The organism is Pseudomonas sp. HMWF032, from assembly GCF_003060885.1.
In the GTDB taxonomy this organism is placed as follows: domain Bacteria; phylum Pseudomonadota; class Gammaproteobacteria; order Pseudomonadales; family Pseudomonadaceae; genus Aquipseudomonas.
The window spans coordinates 1,433,430-1,439,186 of the sequence record NZ_QAIG01000005.1 but is presented as its reverse complement, the minus strand read 5'-3'; the positions used below and the strand labels follow the sequence as shown (position 1 = coordinate 1,439,186).

The 5,757-nt window shown below is 61.7% G+C and carries 3 protein-coding genes; all 3 read left to right on the top strand.

Annotated features, from left to right (window positions below; genetic code table 11):
- The coding region (locus tag DBR00_RS20665) for an Hpt domain-containing protein (RefSeq protein WP_177479937.1) at positions 1–562 on the top strand (562 nt) is incomplete at its 5' end.
- 74 nt (positions 563–636) lie between these two features.
- Positions 637–1,365, top strand: coding sequence for a response regulator transcription factor (locus tag DBR00_RS09335; protein ID WP_108487556.1), 729 nt, complete (start codon positions 637–639; stop codon positions 1,363–1,365).
- Positions 1,366–1,480: 115 nt separating this feature from the next.
- A partial coding sequence (locus DBR00_RS09330) for a leukotoxin LktA family filamentous adhesin (RefSeq protein ID WP_146180685.1) occupies positions 1,481–5,757 on the top strand: 4,277 nt, incomplete at its 3' end.

The window sequence follows — 5,757 nt, the reverse complement described above, 5'->3', positions numbered from 1 at the left end:
GGACATGCGCCTGCCCGACATCGATGGCTTGACGGCCAGCCGCCGCATTCGTCAGCAGGCGCATGGCCGCGGGCCGATGTTGGTGGCGCTGACGGCCAACGCCCGTGACTTGCATCCGGATCAGTGGCGAGCAGCCGGATTAACGGCGGTACTGGCTAAACCGTTGCGTCGCCACGAGTTCCTGGCGTTGGTTGAAACCTGGGAGCAACCGTCCGGGACACCGGCTGAAACAAGTGAGGATATTTCTGAAGCCCGGTTGGATGTACTGCGCGGCTGGTTGGGTGCCGCGCTGTTTGATCGACTGCTGCCGACGCTGGTGGACTCCTTGCAACAGGTACGTGACGCCCTGGCGGCGCTGGGGCCTGCGGATGTTCCGGCGGAACAGGTGGCCGTGATCTGTCATCGCCTGCGCGGCAGCGCCCTCAATTTCGGCCTCGACAGCCTGGCACGGGCGGCCGAGCAGACCGAACGGCTGAGTCAGGTGCCGGCCTTGCTGGTCTTGCTGGACCGCCACCTGCAGCTGTTGCGCGAGCGTTTGCAGCAGGAGCACGGTCATGAGTGAGGCCGGGTGCATTTGCTGGCAACTGGCCGGTACTTTGCGGCAGAATCGCCGGCTTGAGCCCAGGGAGTAGGTCAATGGTCGACAAATTGGTCGTCGTTGAAGATGCGCCGGAAATCCGCGAGATGATGGTGCTTTACCTGCAGAATGCCGGCTATGAGGTCTATGCCACTGATTCCGGGCAGCAATGCCTGGCGCTGGTGGAGCGTTTGCGGCCCGCGCTGGTGTTGCTCGATATCGGTTTGCCGGATATCGATGGCCTGACCATCACCGCGCAACTGCGGCGCAGCCAGCCCAACCTGGGGGTGATCCTGGTCACCGTGCGTGACGAAGACTATGACCGGGTGGTCGGGTTGGAAGCAGGTGCCGACTGTTACCTCACCAAACCGCTGAACCTGGGAATCCTTCTGGCTCAGGTGCGCAGCCTGCTGCGTCGCTGTGGCGGCGGAGAACGCGAGGCTGATTTCAGCCTGAGTCTGGGACGTTTCCGGGTCGATCTGTTACGCAGGCATATTCTCGATCCGCAGGGGAATGATGTCAGCCTCACGCCTGGTGAGTTTGCCCTGCTGATCGGTCTGATCGAGCGGCGTGGCCGAGCGGTTAACCGTCATGATCTGCTGGCCTGTTTGCGTCGCGGTCAGGACGTGGGCGAGGAGATCGATGTGCGCACGGTGGATGCTCTGGTGGTGCGTTTGCGCCGCAAACTTGAGCTCAGCCCCAATCGTCCGCAATTGATCCTGACCGTCTACGGCAAGGGGTATCGGTTGGCGGGTGAGGCTGAAATAACCCACGAAAACCTCAATTGAGCCGCATTGTGAACAGAGGTTCACAAGCGTGAATGGCCTTTCCTAGCACTCACATATAGCGAAACCAGAGAATTCACTACTCGTGATATCTCCATTCGTGACAGTGAGGTCCGCCATGTTGGTCAAACGCCCCGCCCCTCGTTCGACCTTTCGTGAACAGCCCAGGCCGGTGTTTCAGCCTACCCGACTGGCAGCGGCCATTCTGGTCGGCATGGGCGTGCCTGCGGTCTGGGCGGATACGAACACGATTGTTGCCTCCGGCGGCACGTACCTGGTGGGCGATACTCTGGTGCAGTTTCCGGGCACGGCGACCACTATTGCGGTCAAGGACAATGTTACGGATATCACCACCGGCACGGTGCGTGGGCAGACCGGCTTTAACTCCTTCAGTCATTTCCAGGTCGGCAACGGCAATACCGTAAACCTCTATGTGCCGAGCGGGGCCAGCAATCTGGTCAACCTGGTGCATGACTCACGGGCGGTGATCAATGGCACGCTCAATGGCGTGCTGACCGATGGCAACCGGATTGGCGGCAACATCATCTTTGCCGATCCCCATGGCATGGTGGTGGGCAGCAGCGGTGTCATCAACGTCGGCAGTTTGACCATCACCACGCCCTCGGCGCAGCAGATGCAGCAGCTGTCTTCGGCGGTGGGTGTGGCCACGCCCGAAGGCGCAAGCCAATTGGTCGACGACTTGAAGAACGGCCAGTACAACGACGCGGGTGTGCTGACCGACCTGCCGGGTTCAGAGCGCGGCAAGGTTGAGATCAAGGGCAAGGTCAATGCCGTAGGCTCGGTGAATATCTTTGGTGCCGCGGCGGTGGTGGCCCAAGGGGCGCGTGTTGAAGGCGGTAAGGACATTGCTGATGCCGTGTTCAAAGGCACGGTCAACACCGCCGGTTTGTCCGTGGGACAGGCCGCGCAGCGAGCCGATGGTGCGGTGCGCATCGTCGGCCGTGACTCGGCGGTAATCTCCGGTGAACTGGCGGCGCTGATGGCCGATGGCAGTGGGGCCAGTGTTTCGGTGTCGGGTGGGCAAAGCCTGGAGCTGACGGCATCCGCCCGCGTGCGTAGCCAGGGCGAAGCCGGCAAAAACAGCGGCAAGGTGACGCTTGAAGGCAGCGCCATCAATGTGCGCAGCGGAGCGCTGGTCGATACTCGAGCCACCGGCAGTGGGCGCTCTGGAGATATTCAGGTAAGCGCCATCAGTGACGGTGCCTGCACCTTCTGCGAAGGCGACGATGCCAAGACCGTAGATGAAATTACCCAGACGCTAAAAACCAAGCCGAACTCGCTGCTGGCACCTGACCGCGGCGTTGCCAGTGTCAATATCGAGAAAAATGCCGTACTGGATGCCAGCCACGCCGATGACTTCCGCGAGGGTGACATCAAGGTCAGCGCTACGGCCATCAGCAAGCAACTGGGCGGCTATTCGGCGGCCGATGCCAGTGTCAAGGTCGCCGGTACGCTCAAGGGCGGCAATATCGCCCTGAACAGCAATGCCGTGGCAGTTGTCGACCCAGGCTTGCTGAGTTCGCTGTTCGACAGCGCGGCGATCAAAGCCGACATTCTGAAGATGAAGAATGAAAACGGCTGGAGCGATGAACAAGCCTGGAAAAAGATCATCGGCGACATCATGGGGCCGATCACCGGGATTGGCTCGCTGAGCAATCCCGACCAGCTCAAGGCGTTGGGTGCAGACCCCGCCGACCTGAGTGAGCTGTCGACGTTGATTCCCTTCCTGGCCGTGTCGATCGGTCATGCCGACTCCAAGATTGAGGTGCTTGACGGCGCGAACCTGCATGCCAGCCAGAAGTTGCTGGTCAAGGCCGACAGTACGCGCAAGGTGACAACGGAAAGCTTCTCCATTCCGCTGGTGCAATCGTTGATTCCCTTTAACGCCGGCATGGCCTTTGGCCGCATCAGCGGCACCACCAGCGTGGAGGTCAAGTCGGGCGCCACGCTCAAGGGCGAGCAAGGCATCGCACTGCAGGCGCACAGTCAGAACACCTTGACGGTTGAGTCGGAAGCCACCAATGGGCACGACGCCGAAGGCAAGCAGGCCACCACCACCGGCTTTGCTTTTGCCATGGCCAACACGGGCCTGACCACCTCGGCCAAGGTCAACAGCGGTGCGCTACTGCACACGCGGGGCGATGTCAGCCTGCTGGCGCTGACCGAGCAAGCGATCCGCAACAAGGCGGTGTTCAAGTCGTTGGGTAACGGTGCTGCCGGCGGTGCCGTGCTGGCCTTAAGTGTGCTCAACAGCAATACCCAGGCGGCGTTCAATGCCAATCTGAGCGGCGCGCGTCATCTGGACGTCAGCGCCACCAACCTGATTTCCCGTCAGCAAAATGAGGCGACCTCGCAGGCCGGCAAAGGCCTGGCGGATTTCCTTAAGTTTCGTGCGATTGGCACAGTCGATCCGATCAAGAATTATGTGCTGAGCAAGTTCAAGGACGTGAATCCGACTCAGCCGACGGACAGCAAATTCCGTTTGGCCGCCTCGTTGGGATTGGTGGTCAGTGATCAGCAAGCCGAGGCCAGCATCGGCCAGAGCACGCAGCTCAACTTGAGCGGCAATCTTGGGCTCACTGCGCAGCAGGAGATTCGTGAGCTGCATAACCTGGTCAACAGCACCGTCAACGGCTCCAAGAATGGCTCGGACCAGAATGACTATTCCCTGAGCATGGCCGTGGCGATTGCCACCCTGAATCAGGGCACCCGCGCGCTGGTTGGCGATGGCGCGCAGATCACTGCCCAGCGCATCGGCCTGGGCGCTCAATACATCCAACCCTTGAGTCTCGCCGGCTTTGACCGCTGGAGTTCGCTGAGTGATATCGGCAAGAACATGATGAGCCTGGGGGGCTGGCCGAGTGATCTGGCGGGTAAGTTTTCCACCCAGTACGCCAACTCCCAGGGCACCTCCGATGAACTGGCGATCACCGGCTCCATCTCAGTGCTGACCAATTTGATTGATACCCGCGCCTGGGTCGGGGACCGGGTTCGCCTGGAAGCCTTGGTCAATGATGAGCTTGCCTGGCAGAGCAGGCCGCTGGATGCTCTGGTCGGTTTGCGTGATGCTCAGGGTTTGCTGATTCCGCCCAGTGCCATGGTGGCCAGCCGCCGCTGGGAATGGGCACAACCCATCACGGTGACCGCGGGCAACCAACTCGGCCAACTGGCCATTGCCGGCAACATCGGCATGTTCCTGTTCGGCACTGCTGTGGGGGGCGAGTCGGCCCCCGGTGAAAATTCCAAGCCCTCGGCCCTTGGCGGGGCGTTGAACATTCAGACTGTTTCCAGCAAGGCCGTGGCCGGCATCGGCGCGCAGGCGGTGGTCAAGGCTGGCGGGGTGCAGGTCCAGGCTCTGCAGGATGATTTGATCCTGGCCCTCAGCCCGTCTGCCGGCAAAGGGGTGAGTGCGGCGGCCAATGGTGCCGCCGTGGCCAATACCCTCACCTCGACGGTCAATGCCTCCATCCATAACACCGCGAGCATGGACGCCAAGCGCATTGGTGTGCAGGCCGAGCACCGCCTGGGGCTGTGGACCGCAGCGGGTGCCGTGGCGCTGGGCGGTACCGCCGGGGTGGGCGGTGGGCTGGCGCTGAATGTGTTGACCACCGACGTCAATGCGCTGGTGGGCAATAACCTGAACTGGCGACCTACGGCGTTGGGCCAAGGTCTGGAGGCCAGCGGTAAAGGTGCATGGAAAGCCAACGTGCTGGATGTTCAGGCGCTCAGTTCAGGGCAGAGCGGGGCTTTTGCCATCGCCGGGGCCATTGCCAAGGGTAAGGATGAGCAGAAAGAGCAGGACGATGGCACGAAAAAGGCCGGTGATATCGGCAAACCCACGGTAGAGCTGGCCGACAGCTTGGGTCAGGCGTTGCTGCAGTCGATTACCGTCGGCGTGATCAACGTCACCCCGGCGCTGAGTGCCTTGTCCAGTGCGGCCGGCAAGCTCAAGGATGCGGTGACTGAAGCGCCGGAGAAGATATCGAGTGGCTGGGACAGCATGAAAAAGCTGTTCAGCAAGAAAGACGCCGGCGGTGGACCGGATGGCGGGGGCGGAGACTCCGGCGGGCAAGGCAAGGGCTTCGCCTTGGCGGCTGCCGGCTCGGCCACCCTCAATGTGTCGCGTCAGCGCAGTAAGGCGGATCTGGGCGATATCGTGCTCGATCCGCGTGACCCCGCCGACGGTGGCAGCAAGGTCAACGTGCTGGCCCTCAATCAGACGCACCAGTTCAGTGGTTCTGGTGCCGGCGCGCTGACCCTGGCAGGCAAGCAGAAGAGTGAATCCAGTGCTGCCCTCTCGGGGGCGTTGGCCTACAACCACCTGATGAATGAAACCGATGCGCGGGTGGGCAATGTGCTGTTGCGCGGCAATGA

What these genes read in the sequence shown, in the direction of transcription:
- DBR00_RS09335 (WP_108487556.1), top strand. Translation starts at nt 637, where the DNA reads ATGGTCGACAAATTGGTCGTCGTTGAAGATGCGCCGGAAATCCGCGAG.